The sequence below is a fragment of the Psychrobacter jeotgali genome (assembly GCF_904846315.1).
In the GTDB taxonomy this organism is placed as follows: Bacteria; Pseudomonadota; Gammaproteobacteria; order Pseudomonadales; family Moraxellaceae; genus Psychrobacter; species Psychrobacter jeotgali.
Map to the genome: position 1 here is coordinate 1 of NZ_CAJHAF010000001.1, position 23,871 is coordinate 23,871.

The window sequence follows — 23,871 nt, forward strand, 5'->3', positions numbered from 1 at the left end:
GAGCATTACAGGCCCAATTATTGTGGATGAAAGCGCTGGTACAGTGACCTACAACATAACGCTTACTAACCCTTCTGTTGATACGGTTACCGTCGATTACACCACAGCCGATGGCTCTGCCAATGCTGGCTTAGATTATGCAGCGACCGCAGGAACTGTAACTTTTGCACCGAACGAGATCAGCAAAACGGTCACCGTTGCCATCATCGATGACAATGTAGCGGAGAATAATGAAGACTACTCAATTACCTTGTCAAATCCAAGCAATGCTGGTATTGATGCTACGCAAAATAGTGTAATTACAACTATCGTCGATAATGATACGGCACCGATGATCGATAGCATCACCTCTACTACCGTTTCTGAAGAAGGTTTGCCAGGAGGCTTAGCTGATAATGACGCGCTTGCAGGGTTTGATGATACTACCAATGTAACAGTACAAACGGGTGTTATTACTGTATTCGACCCAGATTCGATGTCTGCTAGCGATTTTAGTGTGATATTGAATGGACCTGCTGGAATTACTACTAGTGGCGCTCTGGTCTCGTGGACACCTTCTGCTAATGGCTTAATAGGCTCAGCGATTATTGAGGGCAATTTAGTAGAAGTTATCACCATGACCGTTGATGCCTTTACTGATAACGGTAATGGTAATTACTCAGCTAACTATACTGCAACTTTACTACAGCCAATAGACCATCCTGATATGAGAGGGGAGGATCATCTTGACTTAAGCTTTACAGCTACCGTTAGCGATGGCACTAATATCTCAAATTCACAATCATTTGATCTCAGAGTTGAAGATGATGCGCCAGTAGCTATCGATGTCGATGTTGATGTCGTAGTACAGCCGGTGAATACCAACTTACTATTAGTGGTTGATGTTTCTGGAAGTATGAATGGTAGTGTCAACAGTACAACGAGATTGGCGTTGGCAAAACAAGCCTTGATAGAAGCTATTAATAAGTATGATGAGTATGGTGAAGTTAAGGTAAGACTAGTGACGTTCGATGGCGGTAACGATATTATTGGACCGAACTGGGTATCCGCTGCCGATGCTCTCGTTCAGATTAATAGCCTGACAGCAGGGGGACAGACTAACTATGACGCTGCGTTGGCTGGAGCTATGTCCGCCTTTGGTGATCCTGGCAAAATCGTTACTACCATCGGCCAAGATGGTCAAGGCAACCCAGTTAATAATGTGCCTTTAAACAAAGCAATCTTTATTACTGATGGTGAGCCTACGGTTGGTTCTGGAGGCCCTGGTATCTTAACAGGTGGTACAACCACTGGTAGCGCTGATAGAGGTATTCAACCAGCAGAAGAAGCCATTTGGACCAACTTCTTATCCACTAACAAAATAGATATGACTGCGTTTTCAATCGTTACTTTAGGATCAAATACCGAGCTTGACCCTATCGCTTTCGACGGTAGCACAGGTATAGATACAGATGGTCTAACAGTCACCCCTCAAACCTTAGAGCAGAGCATCTTAGATAGTATAGATATTAGTACTACCACAGGTAACCTGATTAACTCAAGTGGTGGGCCTGCTGTAGAGTTTGGTGCAGATGGCAATAGGTTTAATGTTACTAAAATCAACATTGATGGTGGACTCTATACCTTTGATAAGTCGAATAATCAACTTACTACAACTGTTAGCAGCTCTGTCTTTAGTTATGATCAAGCAACGACTACCGTTACCGTGAATACTACCGCTGGTGGTGTAATCGCTGTAGACTTTGTTAGTGCTGATTATAGTTATCAGGCCCCGCAGCAAGTACAGCCAGATTATCTAGAGACCATATCTTATACTGCTGTCGATAGTGATGGTGACGAAGATACTACTACCTTAACTCTAGATATCACTTATCTTGCCACTAGTAATAGTAATATAGTTGCTAGCTCAATGAGTAGAGTGGCCGACTCTGACGATATGTTAGAAGCATCGGATGCATCAATAGCCGCTGGATTAAGTGTTCAAGCCTACACTATTGAAGATGTGCATACCCTGTATCTCGATAGTGATTCGATTGACTTAGCGACTGCTAGTAATATTGGGGTTATAGAGATGACCAACGGACACTCACAGAGTCTAAATATCTCATTGCAGGATGTTATCGATATTACCGATGATAATAATACTTTATTTATCAATGGTGACAGTGCTAATGACACAGGAGGAGATGCCGATACCGTAGTATTAGCGAACTTTGCTAAGGCACCAGCTTCTAATGAGATGGGTTATGATCTTTATCAAAACCATTCAAGCAACACCGAGCTGTATATAGATACAGACATCACAGTTCTATAGTGATCTAATTATAACTTCAACTATAAACGTCTCTTAGTTAGAGGCGTTTTTTAGTTTAAAGGTTTAAATGAAATAGCATAAGAATGCTAACCCCTTGAAAACACGCAACAAATCAGAACAGCTTATATAAATTCGAAATAAACCCCAATAACCGCTTGACGCCCAATTAAAACCACGTATAATGCCACCCAGTCGAGAGGGAAGGCGGTATGGAAAGTGGTTTTACCACTGACTAATTATTAAATAGCGAAGCTATTGATAACCAGCCACAGTTTGAGTTCAAATCTTTTAAGATAAAAACTTTCAAACTAACTTAAAATACTTCTTGACTTCATAAATAAAGCGTCTATAATACGCACCTCATTAAGGGATAGGACGAGATACAGGCTAACATTATTAGCCAAATCAACTTCTTAACTTACTGAAACAAATTATAAAAAAGCTTGACAAACCAAATCGTTATGATATGATAGTCGGCTCGCTAGATAGAACAACCCGCAAGGGATTAAGACTATCTTAGCAAACAGAATACAGTATTACTTACTTACTGGACGACAGAAGTAAGACACTATTTAAAAGCGAAACTAAAGAACAACTTGTGTGGATTTTTGCTGACACAGAATGCTAAAAATAAAGTTGGTTTTCTTCTCTTTTCGGGAGGAACTCTAACTATAAAAATTATCATTTAATCAGCAAGAAAACTCAAAGTTAATTCATTACGAACATAATTTAGAGCGACATGCCAGATTAGATGAGCCAAGATTAGAAGTCATCTTACTATTTATAGTGAAGACTTCAAGCAAGATTAAACTGAAGAGTTTGATCATGGCTCAGATTGAACGCTGGCGGCAGGCTTAACACATGCAAGTCGAGCGGTAACAGATCTAGCTTGCTAGATGCTGACGAGCGGCGGACGGGTGAGTAATACTTAGGAATCTACCTAGTAGTGGGGGATAGCTCGGGGAAACTCGAATTAATACCGCATACGACCTACGGGAGAAAGGGGGCTGTTTACAGCTCTCGCTATTAGATGAGCCTAAGTCGGATTAGCTAGTTGGTGGGGTAAAGGCCTACCAAGGCGACGATCTGTAGCTGGTCTGAGAGGATGATCAGCCACACCGGGACTGAGACACGGCCCGGACTCCTACGGGAGGCAGCAGTGGGGAATATTGGACAATGGGGGCAACCCTGATCCAGCCATGCCGCGTGTGTGAAGAAGGCCTTTTGGTTGTAAAGCACTTTAAGCAGTGAAGAAGACCATACGGTTAATACCCGTATGCGATGACATTAGCTGCAGAATAAGCACCGGCTAACTCTGTGCCAGCAGCCGCGGTAATACAGAGGGTGCAAGCGTTAATCGGAATTACTGGGCGTAAAGCGAGCGTAGGTGGCTTGATAAGTCAGATGTGAAATCCCCGGGCTTAACCTGGGAACTGCATCTGATACTGTTGAGCTAGAATAGGTGAGAGGAAGGTAGAATTCCAGGTGTAGCGGTGAAATGCGTAGAGATCTGGAGGAATACCGATGGCGAAGGCAGCCTTCTGGCATCATATTGACACTGAGGTTCGAAAGCGTGGGTAGCAAACAGGATTAGATACCCTGGTAGTCCACGCCGTAAACGATGTCTACTAGTCGTTGGGTCCCTTGAGGACTTAGTGACGCAGCTAACGCAATAAGTAGACCGCCTGGGGAGTACGGCCGCAAGGTTAAAACTCAAATGAATTGACGGGGGCCCGCACAAGCGGTGGAGCATGTGGTTTAATTCGATGCAACGCGAAGAACCTTACCTGGTCTTGACATATCTAGAATCCTGCAGAGATGCGGGAGTGCCTTCGGGAATTAGAATACAGGTGCTGCATGGCTGTCGTCAGCTCGTGTCGTGAGATGTTGGGTTAAGTCCCGCAACGAGCGCAACCCCTATCCTTAGTTACCAGCGGTTTGGCCGGGAACTCTAGGGACACTGCCAGTGACAAACTGGAGGAAGGCGGGGACGACGTCAAGTCATCATGGCCCTTACGACCAGGGCTACACACGTGCTACAATGGTAGGTACAGAGGGCAGCTACACAGCGATGTGATGCGAATCTCTCAAAGCCTATCGTAGTCCAGATTGGAGTCTGCAACTCGACTCCATGAAGTAGGAATCGCTAGTAATCGCGGATCAGAATGCCGCGGTGAATACGTTCCCGGGCCTTGTACACACCGCCCGTCACACCATGGGAGTTGATTGCACCAGAAGTGGATAGCCTAACCTTTTAGGGAGGCGTTCACCACGGTGTGGTTGATAACTGGGGTGAAGTCGTAACAAGGTAGCCGTAGGGGAACCTGCGGCTGGATCACCTCCTTATAGACGGCATTCGGTCAGCAAGAATTCACAACAAGTTGTTCTTTAGTTTAAGCTAGTTTATTAAAGCTTAGTCGTAGTAGGCATAGAGCAGTAAATTCCCTTTAAGGAATTTACTCTTGCGAGCCTAACAGAGCAGTGCTCTGTTTATACGGCTCTCAGGGTCTGTAGCTCAGCTGGTTAGAGCACCGTGTTGATAACGCGGGGGTCATAAGTTCAAGTCTTATCAGACCCACCATACATCTGAGTAAAATGAAGCTTAGAGTTTAAAAGGCTTTCAAGCTTAAGTAGGACTAGAGTTATTGAAAATTCTATTTAAAGAATTTTCCTTGCGCTCGGATCAAAGCAGTGCTTTGATTGTATCCTCGCTCAGGGGCCATAGCTCAGTTGGTAGAGCGCCTGCCTTGCACGCAGGAGGTCAACGGTTCGACTCCGTTTGGCTCCACCATAATAAACAGCAAGCTTTAAATATAATAATACAGAATTAAGTAATCCAATTTTAAGAAGATTATTTACTTCTGTTTTATACAGAACCTAATACCTGACGAAGGATTAGGAACTATTTAAAAACATAGATATGAGTCTGGGTTAGGAATGACGTGTTCACGCGTCGCTCCTAACCTTAATAACTTACCTCTTAACGACATCCGTTGTTATCCCAGGGGTAAGTTATTAAAAAAGTAAAGAGAACTGAATCAAGCGTAAACATAGGTGATATCGTTATAATTGCTGACAAAGACCCTTTGGGGTTGTATGGTCAAGTAATTAAGCGCACATGGTGGATGCCTTGGCAGTCAGAGGCGATGAAAGACGTGACAGCCTGCGATAAGCTTCGGGGAGGCGGCAATATCCTGTGATCCGGAGATTTCTGAATGGGGAAACCCACTTAGCATAAGCTAGGTATCTTGTACTTGTACAAGAAGCGAACGAGGGGAAGTGAAACATCTCAGTACCCTCAGGAAAATACATCAATTGAGATTCCCCTAGTAGCGGCGAGCGAACGGGGAGGAGCCGATTAACTTTAGAATAGAAGAACAGCGTGGGAAAGCTGACCATAGTAGGTGATAGTCCTGTATTTTAAATTCTAGAGTTAACATATTAAGTAGAGCGGGGCACGAGAAATCCTGTTTGAAGATGGGGGGACCATCCTCCAAGGCTAAATACTCCTGACTGACCGATAGTGAACCAGTACCGTGAGGGAAAGGCGAAAAGAACCCCTGTGAGGGGAGTGAAATAGAACCTGAAACCGTGTGCGTACAAGCAGTGGGAGCCACCTTGCGTGGTGACCGCGTACCTTTTGTATAATGGGTCAGCGACTTATATTCTGTAGCAAGGTTAACCGTTAGGGGAGCCGTAGGGAAACCGAGTCTTAATAGGGCGTCTAGTTGCAGGGTATAGACCCGAAACCGAGTGATCTATCCATGAGCAGGTTGAAAGTGCCGTAACAGGCACCGGAGGACCGAACCCACTGTCGTTGAAAAGCCAGGGGATGACTTGTGGATAGGGGTGAAAGGCTAATCAAACTCGGTGATAGCTGGTTCTCCCCGAAAGCTATTTAGGTAGCGCCTCGGACGAACACCATTGGGGGTAGAGCACTGTTTCGGCTAGGGGGTCATACCGACTTACCAAACCGATGCAAACTCCGAATACCGATGAGTGATATCCGGGAGACACACAGTGGGTGCTAACGTCCATTGTGGAGAGGGAAACAACCCAGACCGCCAGCTAAGGCCCCAAATTCCTAGTTAAGTGGGAAACGAGGTGGGAAGGCATAGACAGCTAGGAGGTTGGCTTAGAAGCAGCCATCCTTTAAAGAAAGCGTAATAGCTCACTAGTCGAGTCGGCCCGCGCGGAAGATGTAACGGGGCTCAAACTAGGAGCCGAAGCTGCGGATTTGAATTTGTTTTCAAGTGGTAGGGGAGCGTTGTGTAAGCCTGTGAAGGTGTGTTGTAAAGCATGCTGGAGGTATCACAAGAGCGAATGCTGACGTGAGTAACGATAATGCGAGTGAAAAGCTCGCACGCCGGAAGATCAAGGGTTCCAGTCCAACGTTAATCGGGGCTGGGTGAGTCGACCCCTAAGGCGAGGCCGAAAGGCGTAGTCGATGGGAAATCGGTTAATATTCCGATACTTGTTTATGATGCGATGGAGGGACGGAGAAGGTTATGCCAGCCTGGCGATGGTTGTCCAGGTGGAAGGATGTAGGTAGACGGCTTAGGTAAATCCGGGCTGTTAATACCGAGATCTGATAGCAAGCCGTACTTGTACGGTGAAGTGGCAAATACCATGCTTCCAGGAAAAGCTTCTAAGCAATAGTCATAAACGAATCGTACCCTAAACCGACACAGGTGATCAGGTAGAGAATACCAAGGCGCTTGAGAGAACTCTGCTGAAGGAACTAGGCAAAATGGTACCGTAACTTCGGGAGAAGGTACGCTGTTGATGGTGATAGGACTTGCTCCTTGAGCTGTTGGCAGTCGCAGATACCAGGCTGCTGCAACTGTTTATTAAAAACACAGCACTCTGCAAACACGAAAGTGGACGTATAGGGTGTGATGTCTGCCCGGTGCTGGAAGGTTAATTGATGGGCTTAGCGTAAGCGAAGGTCTTGATCGAAGCCCCAGTAAACGGCGGCCGTAACTATAACGGTCCTAAGGTAGCGAAATTCCTTGTCGGGTAAGTTCCGACCTGCACGAATGACATAATGATGGCAGCGCTGTCTCCAGCAGAGACTCAGTGAAATCGAAATCGCAGTGAAGATGCTGTGTACCCGCGGCTAGACGGAAAGACCCCGTGAACCTTTACTACAGCTTTACATTGAACTTTGACCTGACTTGTGCAGGATAGGTGGGAGGCTTTGAAGCCGAGACGCTAGTCTTGGTGGAGCCAATCTTGAAATACCACCCTGGTCATGTTGGGGTTCTAACTCAGGTATTACAATACCGAGGACAATGTATGGTGGGTAGTTTGACTGGGGCGGTCTCCTCCTAAAGAGTAACGGAGGAGTACGAAGGTGCGCTCAGAACGGTCGGAAATCGTTCAAAGAGTATAAAGGCAAAAGCGCGCTTAACTGCGAGACCCACAAGTCGAGCAGGTACGAAAGTAGGTCTTAGTGATCCGGTGGTTCTGTATGGAAGGGCCATCGCTCAACGGATAAAAGGTACTCTGGGGATAACAGGCTGATACCGCCCAAGAGTTCATATCGACGGCGGTGTTTGGCACCTCGATGTCGGCTCATCTCATCCTAGGGCTGAAGCAGGTCCTAAGGGTATGGCTGTTCGCCATTTAAAGAGGTACGCGAGCTGGGTTTAGAACGTCGTGAGACAGTTCGGTCCCTATCTACCGTGGGCGTTGGAAATTTGAGAGGAGCTGCTCCTAGTACGAGAGGACCAGAGTGGACGAACCACTGGTGTTCGGGTTGTCATGCCAATGGCATTGCCCGGTAGCTACGTTCGGATGGGATAACCGCTGAAAGCATCTAAGCGGGAAGCCCACCTCAAGATAAGATTTCCCTAAAGAGCCGTTCAAGACTAGGACGTTGATAGGCAGGGTGTGGAAGCGCAGCGATGCGTGTAGCTAACCTGTACTAATTGCTCGTTTGGCTTGACCATACAACACCCAAGTGGTTTGTATCAAGCATTATATCGATATCACCTTTATCCTTGATTCAGTTAGGATAAGTGATACTTAGTCAATTAAGTAAAACAAACAACAGACTCATATCTAACCCCCTTTGCTGACGACAATAGCACGATGGCACCACCTGATCCCTTCCCGAACTCAGCAGTGAAACATCGTAGCGCCGATGGTAGTGTGGCTCCGGCCATGTGAGAGTAGGTCATCGTCAGCTCTCTATACCCTAAAAAGCCCCTTAACTTAATTGTTAAGGGGGCTTTTTTTGTTTAAAATAACTAATTACTCATTCTTTTGAGAAGGTATCTTTCAATATCTCAAACAGATATAAGATTTATGGATGAGAAAAATATATGACGTAATTTTATTGCTATATTACTGTAAGATAGCTACCCTGCATCTAAGAAAGAGGAGAGTTTCTAAGAAAAAATATTAAAGGAGTAAATTATGAGAGATGCTTATATAAGGTTTTTTGATAAAGGATATATAACTAAAAAAGAGTTTTTTGAATTTGGTCTGAGTGAAACTATTCACTCTCCTTACAATAAAGCCGAGGTTGAATGGAATCTTTTAAAAAGACGTATCTATAATAACGAGACAGTGTTTATTCGTGGATTTGGTCGTGATGCAAATGGCACTCATTTATTCCAAGAATTTTATAAGAAGTTATTTAGTAATTATAACGTTGAAAAAGATCCTACGAACAATGCAGAGCCAGCTAAGATAATTAGGTCTTTAACTAGATACTCTAAAACTCAAAGTTCGAAATTTGAATTAATTAGAAATTACCAAATTTCACATATTTTTGGTCGTACTAAGAATGTTTTTGCTTTTACTGCACCATGGAATATTGTCTATATGCCTAAAATGCTTGACCCATTTACAGGCCATGAGGCAAAAGGAGACATGATAGATGAGTATATTTTTTTATTTCAAAAACAAGCATATGATATATTTGAAAAACTGATAGACGACTTCAATGAGATAATGATTAGTTCTATCTTTAAGGAAAGAATAGGTGAGAGTTTAAATACTTTGAGTTTAGATATTTCTTATACTGGCGAAGAAATTGAAAAGTTAAAGAAGGCAGTTGATAATGAGTTTCGTCCAATTGAAATACAATTATAATAATTAAAGGATAAAATATGACCACTTCAAAAATAACCTACCAAGGCGATCTACGTACCACTGCCGTTCACTTGCAATCAAATAATGAAATCATTACTGATGCGCCGACTGACAATCAGGGCAAAGGCGAAGCTTTTTCACCAACTGATCTATTAGCGACCAGCTTAGCCAGTTGTATGCTAACCATTATCGGTATCAAAGCTCGTGATATGGAGCTTGATATTGCAGGCACTAGCGCTGAGGTGACCAAAATCATGGCAGCTGACCCAAGAAGGGTTAGCGAGGTACATGTCGTTATTACTTTTCAATCTAAACTAGATGAGAGAACACAAAAGATATTCTATAACACTGCGCTGACTTGTCCGGTTGCTAAAAGTATTCATCCTGATATCATGCAAAAGGTGACTATTTATTCCTAAGAACTAATATACCTTATAATGGTGACTAATATGGCCTCCAAAACCCTACTTATCGTCGCTCATGCGCCATCACCGAATACCGAAAAATTAGCGCAAGCGGCACTCAAAGGCGCTAATCATCCTGACCTAGATGTCAATGTTATTCTAAAATCACCACAAGACACGCAGCCTGAAGACGTGCTGGCAGCTGATGCTTTGCTTTTAGGTACGACTGAGAATTTAGCTTATATGGCAGGTTTGACCAAGGATTTCTTTGATCGCTGTTATTATCCGGTGCTAGAGCATAAGCAAGGTATGCCATTTGCGTTATATATCCGTGCTGGTCATGATGGTACGGGAACTAAACTTGCTATGAAAACCATCATTACGGGTTTGCGCTGGAATCAGATTCAAGACACCCTTATTTTACAAGGCAAATGGCAAGATGAGTTTACCGAGCAAGTAGAAGAGCTGGCGATGACGCTTGCAGCAGGAGTTGAGGCAGGTATTTATTAATATATCAGCTTTGGATAGATAATTTATATCTAAGAGAGCAAGGCAGTTATGAATAAAGACAATCTGGGTAATACTGACATTAGTAGTGCGGATAGACTACCATTTTCACAAGCCTGTGAGAATAATAAACAGCCTATCTTAAACGTGCTACAAAAAGAATTGCAAGATTATACTCATGTATTAGAAATAGGTTCAGGCACCGGCCAGCACAGCGTTTATTTTGCCCCAAGATTGCCGCATTTACAGTGGCAAACCAGCGATGTTATTAATAATCATCAGGTCATTCAAGCTTGGCATAATAGTTATCCTGCGCCGAATTTGCATGCGCCGTTAGCGCTCGATTTAATGAAAGACGCCATACCCATCTCGAAAGACAATAACCCTTATGATGCCGTATTTACCGCAAATACTTTGCATATTATCGCTTGGTCTTTGGTTGAGCGTTTGTTTGAGTTGGTCGGGGAAGCATTACCTTTAGGTGGTAAGCTGATTGTCTACGGACCATTTAATGAAAATGGTTTATACACTAGCGCCAGCAATCAAAGTTTTGATATATCGTTAAGACAGCGCGATCCCAATAGCGGGATTCGCCATAAAGAAGATATTGTTGCCTTGGCAAAGCAGCATCAGTTAACTTTAGAGAATGAATATCAGATGCCAGCAAACAATCAGATATTGGTCTTTAAAAAATAACCGCTACCTTGTTTGGTAAGCGGTTATTTTAAGCTAAAACCTTAGCCTGTATTGCGTAGCCCTGCTGCTAAGGCATTGATACTGCGAATTAATGGATCCGCTACATCAAGTTTATCATCTGCTGTGCTTTTTTGGCGCATGCGCTTTAACAACTCAATTTGAATATAGTTAATTGGATCCAAATAAGCATTACGCCACTCAAGCGAGGCTGCCAATTCTTGCTGACCAGATAACAGCGACTCTTGACTCAGTAACGAGTTAAGACCAGAGTGGGTAAGCTGGTGTTCTTCAATCACCGCTTGCATTATTTGCTCACGTAAACTTTCATCCTCACATAGCTGACTGTAAGCACGGGCGATATCCATCTCAGATTTCGTAAACGCCATTTCAATATTGCTAATAAAAGCGCTGAAAAATGGCCAGTTTTCATTCATCTCCTGCATTAATGTCTCATCTGATTTGACGCTTTTTAAAGCACTGCCCACACCATACCAAGCGGGTAGAGTGAAGCGTGCTAACGACCAGCCAAATACCCAAGGTATCGCTCGAATCGTAGATTTACTTGGTAAGCCTTTTTTGCGGTGAGCGGGACGTGAGCCAATATTAAGTAAGGAGATCTCTTGTACAGGCGTGGCTTCAGAATAAAATTGATAAAAGCCCTCGGTGTTATCCGTTAGGGCGCGATACTGCTGTTCGCCCGCATCCGCCAAGCGCGCAAACAGCGCTTCGTATTCTTCTAACTGTTTTGGTTGTTCAACGAACCTAGAAGAGCTGGCTTTTAGCGCACCCGTGATTCCCATCGTCAATTCAAACACCGCCGTGTCTGGATTGGCATACTTAGCGTACAGCACTTCACCTTGTTCGGTAAACTTAATTTGTCCATTTAACGTACCGGCAGGCTGCGCGGCAATAGCCTGATGGGTCGAGCCGCCACCACGGCTTACTGAGCCGCCACGTCCATGGAATAGGCGGGTTTTTATACCATATTTATTGGCAATATTAGTGATAGTTTGCTGCGCACTATACAACTGCCACGCGGAAGTGATTATGCCGCCATCTTTGGAAGAATCTGAATAGCCAAGCATAATCTCTTGCATATTTCCTGATTGCTCGAGCAGGTTGCGGTATAACGGATTATCTAAAACCGTTGGCATAATCTTATCAATGTTTTTAAGATCTTCGATGGTTTCAAACAGCGGCGCAACCGGCAGCGCTGCAAATAAATGTCCCTCGTCATTAACTCCAGATAAGCCTGCAAAGCGCATTAGCAATAATACTTCTAACAGCTGACTGGCATTATTGGTCATAGAGATGACGTAACTACCAAAAGTATCCACGCCTACTAGTTGACGTAATTTAGCCACGGATTGCATCAAGGCTAGCTGCTCACGGGTTTTGTCACCTAGATTATCAGCATAAATGAGTGGTACGCCAGGCTTTTCTAATAAGCGAGTCAGCCACTGTTGTCGCTCTATCTCATTGAGCGCGTTATAATCAGGCAAGTTGGGAGCATGGGCAAAAATATCGGCAATGACCTCACCGTGATAGCCTGAATCTTGACGAATATCGAGAGACGCTAAATGAAAGCCGCAAGTTTTTACTAAGCGAATGGTATCGAGCAGCAACCCCTCGGCGTGAGCGTTATCATGAGTGTTGACGCTCTTACGAATAAGGCGCAAATCATCTAGCAACTCATGCGGCGATGTATAGGCATCTTTTGCCGCTTTAGGATCCGTGCCTTGGCTTTGAATATGGCGATTGGTCGCTTTGATTTTGGCAATGATTACTGAGAGCAATCTACGATAAGGCTCGTTATTATAATCATCGAGGTTGTAAGAAAATACCTTTTTATCAAGCTCGCTATAATCAGCTATGCGAGCATAGACATCTGCGGCGATATCAACAATGCTATCGCTGTGCACCAGCTCGCGCCGTAATTTTTTTAGCAATACTTGATAGTGACGCAGCACGGTGTTGGCATGCATCAGTACCGCCATTTCTGTGGTCTCAAAGGTTACGAATGGATTACCATCTCTATCGCCGCCAATCCAAGAGCCAAAGTTGACAAAGGCAGGTAAGGGATAATCGGTTAATTCGGGATAAACCTCGATAATAGCGTCTTTGATATTACGATAAACCTTAGGAATAGCGGTAAAAAGACTAGCATCAAAATAGTGCAAACCATTATTTATCTCATCATAAACCAAAGGCTTACGCGTACGTACCTCGTCTGAAGACCATAATAAATCAATAGTTTCAGCGGTTTTTTGTTGAGCCTTATCAAAAGCTTGGCTGCCTTCAGGATAGGCGCTCATAGCCTCCGTATGCTCGTAAAGGGTTTGCAGTATATTCATTGTTGTGCGTCTACGCGCTTCAGTAGGATGAGCGGTAAAGACGGGAATAAATTTCAATTGATCAATGAGCTCTTGTATTTGGGCAGGTTCGATATTGCGCTCACGACACTCTAATAAAGTATGACGAAATGAGCCTTCCCAGCTTTGGTTAGATTGTTCACGCCTAGTGCGGCGCTGCTCACGGAGGTAGTTTTCTTCGGTTAAGTTAGCTAAGAAAAAATAGATAGAAAACGCACGGATGACGTTTTTTAGAGTTTGATTATCTAAAGAAGCGATAAGATCAATGAGTTGTTGTTTATGCTCTTCGCTGTGCTGGCGGCGCTCTTGAATAAAGCCTTTACGTAATTTTTCGATGGTGCGTACCGTCTCTTCTCCAGACTGCCGAGAAATCGCCTTCCCTAAAAATGACCCTAATAACCTAACACGTGTACGTAGTACATCGTTGTTTAATAACATAGCTGGTATCCCTACCGTTAGTTGCTCTACCTATAGAGTGAAAGCGAAAATTAAAGCGAGTGTTAAATCTTATTTATACTCATCTGCCAAAAAACCTAAGAAACGTTTCCAAGAGCGCTCATCGGCGCGGGCATCGTATCTATCAGGATTATTAAAGTCGGTAAAAGCGTGCACGGCACCGCTATAAGTAATCATCTCATGGGGGACTTGACTGGCTTCTAGAGTTTTACCAAGAGCGGTAAAGTCCTCGAATGGCACCGCTTCATCGGCGCTACCATGGAAGACTAATATCTCTCCTTTAGTATTATCGTAGTTCTGGAAGGAGGGAAGCTCGAGTCCACCATGAAAGGGTACAAAAGCTTTTTGCTCAAATCCTGAGCGTGCCAGCTCTAACGCCACGCTACCACCGAAACAGTAACCCATCGTTACCCCTTCGTGGACATTGTTACCTTGCGCTTGTGCGGTATTTAACGCCTCTGCCAGCAGCCGGCGCATCTTGTTACGGTCTTCATAGAGCTCACCCGTAAGGCGCTTTTTGTCCTTTAGTGCAGTAGGACGCACACCAGCGCCAAACATATCAGCCGCTAGTACGTTGTAACCTTCTTTAGCTAACATATCCGCACGCTGACGTTCATAATCGGTCAAGCCATCCCAATCATGAATCAGCAATATAAAAGGCGCATTAGGGCGATCTGCTTTGGCATAGTAGCCTTGGTAGGGCTTATTATCGACGGTATAAATGATGTCTGTAGTAGTGATTGCAGAAGCGGTTTGGCTGGCGGTCAATGTCATTATTGCTAATGAGGCTGCTAATAAAAATGAGCGATAGACGTTTTTTGGGGCTTGAGCACTAGTAGGTAACATAAATATCCTTATAATTTGTTAAAAAATGACTGCTGTCGGCAATTGATAATGAGCTAGAGTCCTCGTTGCTGTTAGCCATTTGTCGGGTCTATTTATTGATGGTCTTCGTTAACATTAGGGTTAGTGGTCTTGATTACTAATTTAGCGAGCTAATAAAATCATATATTAAATAATAGCTACATTACAAGATTTGATTATTAAAAATAAAAGAAGCCAAATAAATATAAGTAAAATAAAAAGTTGATATGAGCTTAGCAAAATGAATGCAAACGTTAACTAAACCTCTACAACGTTAAAGTTTTATTTGTTTACCATTAATTAGGATGTGCTAAAAGCTAAATAGCCGTGCACAAACTCAAATAATAAGTTTAATTAAACCACTATAAAACAATAACATAGGATATGCTATGAAAGATAAAATTGACCATACTGACCCTGCAAAAGATGTTAAAACTGAGCGTGGACACGGCGGTGAAACTCATCAACGTGCAAGCGATGAAGGTAAAGTTTTAACAACTCAACAAGGCGTTGCTATCTCCGATAACCAAAACTCTTTAAAGTCTAGTGAACGTGGGCCAACGTTATTAGAAGATTTTGTATTACGTGAAAAAATTACTCATTTCGACCATGAGCGTATTCCAGAGCGGGTGGTTCATGCTCGTGGTAGTGCTGCCCATGGTTATTTTGAGTTAACCGAGTCGTTAGAAGAATACACCACCGCCAAGATTTTGACTGAAACTGGCAAGCAAACCCCACTATTCACTCGTTTCTCAACCGTCGCTGGTAACAAAGGCTCGAAAGATACCCCACGTGATGTACGTGGTTTTGCCGTCAAGATTTATACCGAAGAAGGCAACTGGGACATCGTTGGTAATAACATGCCGATTTTCTTTATTCAAGATGCCATGAAGTTTCCAGACTTTGTCCATGCGGTCAAACCTGAACCTGATCGCGGTTTTCCACAAGCGGCTTCTGCTCATGATACCTTGTGGGATTTTGTTTCCTTAGCTCCGGAGACTATGCATAACCTGATTTGGCTGATGAGTGACCGTGCTTTACCACGTAGCTTTGGCATGATGGAAGGCTTTGGTATTCATACTTTCCGTCTGATTAACGCTGAGGGCAAAAGCACCTTTGTACGTTTCCACTGGAAGCCGGTATTGGGCGTGCAGTCACTCACTTGGGATGAGGCGGTCAAGATATCGGGCGCTGATCCTGACTATAACCGTCGTGATTTATTTGAAAAGATTAACAACGGCGATTATCCAGAATGGGAGTTTGGCGTACAGCTGTTTACCGAAGAGGAAGCGGCTGAGTTTCCGTTTGATCATCTAGACGCTACTAAACTGATTCCAGAAGAAATGGTACCCGTGAGAACGGTGGGTAAAATGGTATTGAACCGTAACCCAGATAATTTCTTCGCCGAAACTGAGCAAGTGGCGTTCTGTCTGTCGCATGTCCCACCAGGTATCGACTTTAGTAATGACCCCTTATTACAAGGTCGTCTATTTAGCTATTTAGATACCCAGCTTAAGCGTTTGGGCTCACCAAACTTTGTGCAAATTCCAATTAACGCACCAAAGTGCCCGTTTGCTAACAATCAGCAAGATGGACACATGCAAATGCAAGTACCGAAGACTCGCGTGCTTTATGACCCACAAAGTCTTGATCCAGCAAGACCCAGTGAGAGTGATAAAAAAGGCTTTAAATCCTTCCCTGAAAAGCTAGATGATGGGGTAAAAGGCCGTATTCGTGCAGAAGGCTTTGCCGATCATTATAGCCAGCCGCGCATGTTCTATCGTAGCCAGAGCGCAACTGAGCAATCACATATTGCTTCAGCCTTTGCGTTTGAGCTGGGTAAAGTAGACACGCCATACATACGTACCCGGATGTTAGGTCACCTGCTTAACATTGATGAAGAGTTGGCAAATCGGGTAGCAAATGCACTGGGTATGGAGCTACCAGAGCCCGCTGAAGCTGCTGCGCCAGTATTAGATATGGCGACCTCTAAAGCGGTACAAACTATTGGTATTTCACCTAAGACTCTGAAGGGTCGCGTGGTCGGTATGCTCATTGCTAAAGGCTCCAAACATAGCGAGATCAAGAAGTTTGAAGACGCCATTAACAAGCAAGGCGGTACGGTTAAAATTGTGGCACCAAGCAAAGAAGTAGAGCTTGATGATGGTACTCGTGTACAAGCCGATGAGCGTTTAGCTGGTGGTCCATCAGTACTTTTTGATGCGGTAGTTAGTATTATTATGCCCGACCAAGCTAAGAAATTGGCAGAGGCTAGTGCGGCGCTGGATTGGTTCAACGATGCTTATGCTCACTGTAAAGCCATTGCTTATTGCGGCGCCACCGATGAGTTTATCTTGAGTAAATTACCGATTGAAAAAGATGAGTTTGTCACGCCGCTGGCTGAGCTTGATAGCTTTGTTGAAAATGCTAAGTCGCGTCTATGGGAGCGTGAGCCTAAGGTTCGTGATTTGGCTTAATTAATATAAAAAAGTTAGCAAAAGCTAATACTGCTAACGTAAAACGATTATTGAAAAAAGACTCGGCCTAAGTGCTGGGTCTTTTTTATATAGACTGCTATTTATAATTATTTATAGTCACAAGCGTTCACTCAAAGTTATTTATTAGCAGGCTATCAACGTTATAATTTAGGGTCTGTTGAACACTCAAATGTGCTGCTGAGATGTCTTAACTATATCAATCAGAGAAGGTTTATGAGTTTAAGTGAAATTGTACATTTAGAAGGCTATATTCAAAGCATTTATCTCGCTGTATATCCAGATAAGCTAATGCTGCTTGACGGTTGTTGCCGTCCTGATGTGGAGCTAGTCATAGATTACATTACCAATACACTCCAGCGGCCGCTTAGTGATCTAAAAGTGGTGATGGTAACTCATATGCATCCCGATCATGCTGGTGGAGCGGTCAAATTTAAAAAGCTCGTCGGTTGCCAGATTATATCTGCTAATAAAAATAAGCAGTGGTATAGCGGAGTAGGTGGTCGTTTGATGCACCTTATTGATAACAGTTTGGCGCACTATGTGGCACGGCGTAAAGGAAATCCTTCCAAGAATCTGTGGTACCCAGCGCATTTGCACCCCGATAAAACAGTTAAAGATGGCGATACTATCCCAGGGTTTGAGGAATGGCAGGTGCTTGAGACGCCCGGGCATACAGATCGAGATTTATCCTTATTTCATACGCCTAGTCGGCAAGTTTATACTGCTGATTTAATTATCAAGCTGCGACATAAATTTGTGGCACCGTTCCCTATTTACGATCCGAAGGTTTATATAAAGTCTTTACAAAAAGTCAAAGATTTAAAGCCCTCTAAGGTAATGATGGCGCATGGCTACGAATTGGCTATTGATGCCGCTACTTTTGATCAGCTCATTAAGCAAGCGCCGAAAAGACCACGTACAGTAAAAGATACCATTAAGCATAAGCTGATGGGTAGAAAAGAAAGTGTTAAGGATTATTAAAATACAATAGCCTTGAACAAAGCGATATGGAGAATTTAAATTGAAGCCATAAAAAAATCCCAGCCATTAGTTATAATGGCTGGGATTTTGGAATATGGTGGACCGACCGCGACTCGAACGCGGGACCAATTGATTAAAAGTCAACTGCTCTACCAACTGAGCTATCGGTCCTGAGAAGCGTATAAAAAAAGCACTGCTTTTTTAGCTTCGCAAGAGAAAATCCCTTAAAGGGGATTTTCTAAAAACTTCGTATCCAAACGATTACTTGACTGAATACTAGAATAACTTCCTTAAAGGGAAATTATGTGAAACTTAACACCTTGACGATGTTTTTAAAACTATTATTATTAAATCACTACCGAATAGGGTAGAGCACCTAACAACAATCTTACTAAATATGGTGGACCGACCGCGACTCGAACGCGGGACCAATTGATTAAAAGTCAACTGCTCTACCAACTGAGCTATCGGTCCTGAGAAGCGTATAAAAAAAGCACTGCTTTTTTAGCTTCGCAAGAATAATTTCCTTAAAGGGAAATTATGTAAAAACTAATAGTTCGGAAGTGTTCATTTACATTTTCGTAAATTCTAAAAGCTACGCATCCAAACTAAGGGTTGCAATTATTTGCAAGAATAATTTCCTTAAAGGGAAATTATGTAAAACTTAACACCTTACGATGTTTATTAAAAAAGAAAAATTCTTTAAACAGAATTTTCCTATTCAGGTTTAGATAATTTGTATCCCTAAACGTGAGAGCACATTATATATAGTATTGAAATAAATACAACCCCGCAGGAAGAAAAAAGTGCAAATCCTGCATAAAATTTAATATTTTTTTGAAATTAGTGTTTTACCCATTAATACTTAAATCTCATATCACCATACAAGAATGGCTTATAGAGCCTTTCTCGTAGTGGTAATTAGTGGCAAGCTAAAGTTAATCTCTAGAAAGCGCTTCTACAGGATCAAGTTTAGCGGCATTACGTGCTGGTAAAAAGCCAAAAACCACACCGATAAGTGTTGAGCAAACGAAAGCGGCAATAATCGATGTTGAGGAATAGATGACCTGAAAGCTCTCTCCGGCCACATTATTGATAAGCTCGCCAATAGCGAACGCCAGACCAATTCCTAGCAGACCGCCCAAGATACAGACTAAAATAGCCTCAATCAAGAATTGCTGCATGATATCATTTTGACGAGCGCCGACCGCCATGCGTACGCCAATCTCATTGGTACGTTCGGTGACTGATACCAGCATGATATTCATGACTCCAATACCGCCCACAATCAAGGAAATAATCGCAATTGATGATATGAGCAAGGTCATAGTGCCCGTTGTAGATTCGATAGTTTGCCGAATAGAATCTGAGTTGCGAATACGAAAGTCATCGGTACCGTGGCGACCTTCTATAAGCGTAGAGATGGCTGACTCTGCGGCTGACGATGAGATACTATCATCAATTAAAGCGACGAAACGCTGGATATTTGGGCTACCTACTAAACGTGACATCATGGTAGTGTAGGGCATGTAGAGGGTAGGCGAATCCACTTGCCCACCGAAACCGCCATCATTGGGCTCAAGGACACCAATAACTCTGCCTGGCACGCTACCGATGAGCACCACTTCACCGATAGGATTGGCATTGTCAGCAAAAAAAGTCTGCTTGGCATTGTCATCGATAATGATATCTTGGGTGCGGCGTAAGATACTTTGTTCATCAAAGCCTTGTCCTTGCGCTAGGGTCTCACCACTCACTGTCAGATAATCTTTACCCACGCCGCTGATGCTTGCCGCTTCTTGAACGTTGCGATAACGCACATTCATATTGGTATCGAGTTGGGGACTGACGCTAACCACATAAGGCTGATCGGCGACTGCCTGCGCATCTTGCGGGGTTAGATTGTCATCGTTATAGCGCCTTCTAGGATCGCCCCACGGATAGCCGTCAATAACGGTGATGGTATTAGTACCCAGCGAGCTGATATTAGCCAATATTTGCTCTTGTGAGCCTTTACCCAGTCCTACAACCGAGACTACTGAGGCGATCCCTATAATGATACCTAGCATAGTCAGTAAAGTACGCATTTTGTGGGCACGCATGGCGAGCAACGACATTTTAAAAGCTTCAAATAAGCGATCTACGAAGCTGCTTAGTTTGCCTTTACGATGCTTAGCAAGAATAGGCTCTGGTAGAACCTTTTCCTGATCTTGGGTTTTCGGATAATGCTCAGTTCGGTAGTCTTCGATGACATAACCATCTTTGAGCTCAATCACACGTTCGGCTTGCTGGGCTAGATTAGGGTCGTGAGTGACCATGATGATAGTATGACCTTGCGCCTTTAGATCGTGCAAGATTTTCATCACATCTTCGCCGGACTTACTATCGAGTGCACCAGTTGGCTCATCAGCTAAGATAACATCGCCACCATTCATCAGCGCCCGTGCAATAGAAACTCGTTGTTGCTGACCGCCTGATAGCTGATTGGGACGGTTGTTAACCTTATCTGCCAATCCTAAATCTGCTAATAATTGCTCTGCACGGGCGCTACGTGCCTGTCCATCCATACCAGCATAGACGGCAGGAACGGCGACGTTATCGCGGGCATTGATATCGCCTAATAGATGGTAACGCTGAAAAATAAAGCCAAAATGCTCGCGGCGTAGCTCTGCTAGCTCATCAGCATCAAGGCGATTTACTGGTTGCCCAAATATCTTATATTCACCCGCTGTAGCTTGATCCAGGCACCCTAAGATATTCATCAAAGTCGACTTACCAGAGCCTGATTGTCCTATGATAGCTACCATCTCGCCTTGATTGATGGTTAGGTCAATATCATGGAGCACACGAATGGTCTGCTCACCAGCCTTAAACTCTTTAATCAAGCCCTTAACTTGCATTAAGGGCACGTCTGCGCTGTTATTAGAAATGGGGTTATTGCTATCCATGAATTCGTGCCTATATCAATATCAAAAGCTTATAGTCAGGTCAATATAAAAAAGATACAGCTAGACTGGGACGAATTTTGCGCAGCCTCTGTGAGCGTAGACACAGCACGCAAGTGAAATTTGTTCCAGTCTGGCGCTATAGTTTAGTGTACCTATTTAATTTAGTATCAACTATACTTAAAAGTTAGCGGTTAAAACGGGCGTCTACCTCTACCACCTTGTCCTTGATTTGACTGCTCTTCACCTAGGATAACTTCATCGCCTGCGCTTAGACCACTTAAAATCTGCGCATTAACACGGTTATTAATACCAACTTCTACGGGTTGCTCAACGATCTGTCCAGCATCGTTTAATACCCTTACCATAGCTTTGGTACGGTTTTGCTCCTCGTTAGTAGCATTAGCCGTTTGTTTGCTACCTTGCCGAGCATTGGTAGCAGGTTGTAAGGCCGCTGAAGGAATGAGTAAGGCGTTTTTAGCTTGATCGACGACAATATAAACTTGTGCGGTCATATCGATACGAAAGCGGCGCTCGGTATTGGGCACCTCAATATAGCCGATATAATAAATGGCCGAATCAGTTGAGCTGGTATCACTGATATTCTCGGGAGCAGGCTCGATAGCTTTAAGGGTAGCATCATACTTTTGATCAGGATTCCCAATAATATTAAAATAAACCGGCATCCCTGCTTCGACATTGATTACATCGGCCTCAGAGATTTGCGCATTGATACGTGCGGTCGATAAGTCCGCTAAAGTAACGATGGTTGGTGCGGTTTGATTGGCGTTTACTGTGGTGCCTTGTTCGGTAGTGATAGAGACTACTGTACCTGCCATCGGTGCACGGATAGTGGTGTAGCTCAAGTCTTCCTCGGCGGTGCTAACGTTAGTTTGCGCTTTACGTAATTCTGCACGTTGGCTATTAATATTGGCCCGAGTAGTGACAATGGCGGCTTTGGCGGTATCGATGGCGGCGCGGGCATTATCAACCGCTGCTCTGGCGGTCTCAACACGAGTGGCCTGCGTATCGTACTCTTGCTGGGAGATGGCATCTATAGCTACCAAGTCTTGTAGTCGATTAAAATCAGCTTGGGCTTGTTTAAGCTCAGATTGGCGACTAGCCAGATCGGCCTGTGCGCTCTTCAAACTGGCTTGGCGACTTAATAGTTCAGCTTCGGCGCTTTGGATAGCGGCCTGACTTTGCTCAAGGCTAGCTTGCTGATTGCTTAGATTATTCTTTTGGGTGACTTGGTCAATTTGGGCGATTAAATCACCTTTTTGCACCTCATCGCCCACTTCTACGTACAGCCGCGTCACTTCACCCGAGACCTGCGCCCCTACATCGACGGTGTTTAGCGCTTTGACTTTACCTGAAGCCATAACGTTATTTTCGATATCACCAATCTCAGCAGTGGCGGTGATGTAGTTGGGAGTCTCATCGGTAGGTTTGAAGAAGTTGTAGGCGAGGGCAGCGAGCACCACGACGACTAGGGCAATGACACCCCATTTGATAGCAGATTTTCTGCTTATTTTGCGCATGACAACAATCCAATCACAGTTATATCAAGTGTAGTTATAATAGAGAGTTTGTGGGTAAAAGGGAATGGGCGTTAGTTTAAGAAAGGTTAAGGAGTAATAATGTAGCAAGATAGTTTATGCAAACAAGCGTCGCCCAGATAATTCAAGTGCGGCTAGCAACAGCAGCTCCCATGCTGGCTGGCGAATAAGTCCTTTGATCGCTTGATCGCAGCGATAGAGCAGTTCAGGCCACTTAGTCGTTTGAGCTGTTGATTGGCGACGACAGGCTTGCTGATATAAACCTTGTTTACTACGCCAAATACCAAGTGCTTGCGGATCCTGACCATCCATCAAGGCTAAAACCAGCCGCATATCTTTACTGATCGCCCATAGTACTAAAGTGGTGGGTTCATCAGTAGCTTTTAGCTGAAATATAATCTTTGCTACTTGGGCGCTATTACCCGCCAGCATCGCATCTGATAAATCAAACACGCTAAATTGGGCGTCACTGACTAAAGCGGCCTGTAGATCACCAATATCTAATGCTAGGTTCTGGTTACTAACTAAGCTATTATCGCTATCGGTCGCTAACTGCGGTGCAAATAAATAGGACAGTCGCCAAAGCGTTTGATAGGCGCTGAGCAGATGATGCTCGGTGTGTGACATGAGTAGCTGCCAAGCATCCTGCGATAGCTTTAAGCCAAATTGCTGCGCTTGAATTTGTAGCAGTTGTTGGCGCTGGCGTTCGTCATAAAAATTGCAATCAATGACCTGACCATATTGTGCAAAGGGCGCAAACCATTTACCACTTTGGGCACGCTTATCTTGTTTGGGTGTTAGCCATAATAGACTATGACTGTGCGCGCCAGTCTGTGCGTCCACTGCAAAACGCTCAAGCTCAGCGATGACGGCTTTATCCGGCTTATGATTACCCGTGACAATCAAGGCGCTGGCATCGTCAAATAAGGACTGACTGCCCAATTCAGACAACACTTCTTGCCAACTCTTAGTTGATATCAGCTCAATACGTTTGATGGCATAATTTTGCGTGCGCCAATGCGGGCGTAGCGCATCAATCAACCACTGTTGTAATAACGGTTCATCACCATGCGCCAGCCACAAGCCCGCTACTGCAACCTTAGGCTGCAGTAGTTTTGGATAGGCTTGTATAAAGGACGTTTGCATAGACGTTGATAGATCATCTTATATG

12 protein-coding genes, 4 tRNA genes and 3 rRNA genes are annotated in these 23,871 nt (G+C 43.9%); 12 read left to right on the forward strand and 7 right to left on the reverse strand.

The window, feature by feature from the left end; genetic code table 11:
- From JMX18_RS00005 to JMX18_RS00050, 10 genes are all read left to right on the forward strand, one after another.
- Nucleotides 1–2,314: Calx-beta domain-containing protein (locus JMX18_RS00005; protein WP_227674504.1), on the forward strand; the 2,314-nt coding region annotated here is incomplete at its 5' end.
- 807 nt (nt 2,315–3,121) lie between these two features.
- Nucleotides 3,122–4,660, forward strand: a 16S ribosomal RNA gene (locus tag JMX18_RS00010).
- Nucleotides 4,661–4,818: 158 nt separating this feature from the next.
- Nucleotides 4,819–4,895: transfer RNA gene (locus tag JMX18_RS00015), tRNA-Ile, on the forward strand.
- A 134-nt stretch (nt 4,896–5,029) separates the two neighbouring features.
- Nucleotides 5,030–5,105 (forward strand) — tRNA-Ala (locus tag JMX18_RS00020).
- A gap of 307 nt (nt 5,106–5,412) precedes the next feature.
- Nucleotides 5,413–8,268, forward strand: a 23S ribosomal RNA gene (locus JMX18_RS00025).
- A 124-nt stretch (nt 8,269–8,392) separates the two neighbouring features.
- Nucleotides 8,393–8,507: ribosomal RNA gene (rrf, locus tag JMX18_RS00030) — 5S ribosomal RNA — on the forward strand.
- Together the 16S, 23S and 5S rRNA genes with 2 tRNA genes alongside form the textbook arrangement of a ribosomal RNA operon.
- Before the next feature lie 230 nt (nt 8,508–8,737).
- Nucleotides 8,738–9,418 (forward strand): hypothetical protein, encoded by a 681-nt coding sequence (locus tag JMX18_RS00035; RefSeq protein WP_201582506.1) that lies wholly within the window; start codon nt 8,738–8,740, stop codon nt 9,416–9,418.
- Between the two features lie 17 nt (nt 9,419–9,435).
- A complete protein-coding gene (locus tag JMX18_RS00040; RefSeq protein WP_201582507.1) occupies nt 9,436–9,837 on the forward strand; it encodes an OsmC family protein in 402 nt (133 codons plus the stop codon).
- 30 nt (nt 9,838–9,867) lie between these two features.
- Complete coding sequence (locus tag JMX18_RS00045; RefSeq protein ID WP_201582508.1) at nt 9,868–10,332, forward strand: flavodoxin family protein; 465 nt, start codon at nt 9,868–9,870, stop codon at nt 10,330–10,332.
- 48 nt (nt 10,333–10,380) lie between these two features.
- Nucleotides 10,381–11,025, forward strand: coding sequence for a DUF938 domain-containing protein (locus JMX18_RS00050; RefSeq protein WP_201582509.1), 645 nt, complete (start codon nt 10,381–10,383; stop codon nt 11,023–11,025).
- A 41-nt stretch (nt 11,026–11,066) separates the two neighbouring features.
- On the opposite strand, the gene ppc is transcribed toward JMX18_RS00050, so the two are convergent.
- Together ppc and JMX18_RS00060 are read right to left on the reverse strand one after the other, a co-directional pair.
- The gene (gene ppc / locus JMX18_RS00055; RefSeq protein ID WP_201582510.1) at nt 11,067–13,835 is read right to left on the reverse strand and encodes a phosphoenolpyruvate carboxylase; all 2,769 of its coding nucleotides are present in this window, start codon (nt 13,833–13,835) and stop codon (nt 11,067–11,069) included.
- Between the two features lie 69 nt (nt 13,836–13,904).
- Nucleotides 13,905–14,699, reverse strand: coding sequence for a dienelactone hydrolase family protein (locus tag JMX18_RS00060; protein WP_201582511.1), 795 nt, complete (start codon nt 14,697–14,699; stop codon nt 13,905–13,907).
- Between the two features lie 407 nt (nt 14,700–15,106).
- Here JMX18_RS00060 and JMX18_RS00065 point away from each other — a divergent pair, with 407 nt between their 5' ends.
- Together JMX18_RS00065 and JMX18_RS00070 are read left to right on the forward strand one after the other, a co-directional pair.
- Complete coding sequence (locus tag JMX18_RS00065; RefSeq protein ID WP_201582512.1) at nt 15,107–17,194, forward strand: catalase; 2,088 nt, start codon at nt 15,107–15,109, stop codon at nt 17,192–17,194.
- 234 nt (nt 17,195–17,428) lie between these two features.
- Entirely contained in the window at nt 17,429–18,196 is a 768-nt protein-coding gene (locus tag JMX18_RS00070) for an MBL fold metallo-hydrolase (RefSeq protein WP_201582514.1), read from the forward strand.
- A gap of 95 nt (nt 18,197–18,291) precedes the next feature.
- Here JMX18_RS00070 and JMX18_RS00075 read toward each other — a convergent pair.
- The 5 genes from JMX18_RS00075 to holA form a co-directional block, all read right to left on the reverse strand.
- Nucleotides 18,292–18,367: transfer RNA gene (locus tag JMX18_RS00075), tRNA-Lys, on the reverse strand.
- A gap of 227 nt (nt 18,368–18,594) precedes the next feature.
- A tRNA-Lys gene (locus tag JMX18_RS00080) sits at nt 18,595–18,670 on the reverse strand.
- 464 nt (nt 18,671–19,134) lie between these two features.
- Nucleotides 19,135–21,144 (reverse strand): MacB family efflux pump subunit, encoded by a 2,010-nt coding sequence (locus JMX18_RS00085; protein ID WP_201582516.1) that lies wholly within the window; start codon nt 21,142–21,144, stop codon nt 19,135–19,137.
- A 191-nt stretch (nt 21,145–21,335) separates the two neighbouring features.
- Complete coding sequence (locus tag JMX18_RS00090) at nt 21,336–22,682, reverse strand: efflux RND transporter periplasmic adaptor subunit (protein ID WP_201582518.1); 1,347 nt, start codon at nt 22,680–22,682, stop codon at nt 21,336–21,338.
- Nucleotides 22,683–22,796: 114 nt separating this feature from the next.
- The gene (gene holA / locus JMX18_RS00095) at nt 22,797–23,846 is read right to left on the reverse strand and encodes a DNA polymerase III subunit delta (RefSeq protein ID WP_201582520.1); all 1,050 of its coding nucleotides are present in this window, start codon (nt 23,844–23,846) and stop codon (nt 22,797–22,799) included.
- Nucleotides 23,847–23,871: the final 25 nt, after the last annotated feature.